Annotated in this window: 1 protein-coding gene; it reads left to right on the top strand. The window is 58.3% G+C overall.

The window, feature by feature from the left end; translation table 11 throughout:
* Positions 1 to 647 (top strand): VCBS domain-containing protein (locus tag GNT65_RS20450; RefSeq protein WP_219822481.1); only part of this gene is annotated, 647 nt, incomplete at both ends.

Below are 647 nucleotides of genomic sequence, written 5' to 3'. Positions count from 1 at the left end.
GGAAGATGCCAGCAATCCTAACCTCACCGACAGCGGCGCACTCAGCTTCACCGACGTGGATGTCAACAACACCCACAGCGTCACCGAGGTGTATAACGATGACATCAGCTGGAGTGGTGGCGATCTCACCAGCGTGCTCAGCGCAGGTCAAATTCAGAGCCTGATCGATGGCTTCAGCGTCGACAACGACAGCTGGGACTACAGTATCCTTAACAGTGACGTGCAGTTCCTCGCCCAGGGTGAGACCATCACCCTGAGCTTCGAGGTCACGGTCACCGATAACGACGGCGGGTCTGACACCAAGACCGTCAGTCTCACCATTACAGGCACCAACGACCTGCCGGTACTCACCGTGGATGCCAGCGGCGGCGTGGTGGAAGATGCCAGCAATCCTAACCTCACCGACAGCGGCGCGCTCAGCTTCACCGACGTGGATGTCAACAACACCCACAGCGTCACCGAGGTGTATAACAATGACATCAGCTGGGACGGCGGCGATCTCACCAGCGTGCTCAGCGCAGGCCAGATTCAGAGCCTGATCGATGGCTTCAGCGTCGACAGCGACAGCTGGGACTACAGCATTCTTAACAGTGACGTGCAGTTCCTCGCCCAGGGTGAGACCATCACCTTAAGCTTCGAGGTCACGG

It is taken from the genome of Shewanella insulae (genome assembly GCF_009831655.1).
GTDB classification, from domain to species: Bacteria; Pseudomonadota; Gammaproteobacteria; order Enterobacterales; family Shewanellaceae; genus Shewanella; species Shewanella insulae.
The sequence above is the reverse complement of the archived record's forward strand: the minus strand, read 5'-3'. Positions and strand labels throughout refer to the sequence as shown.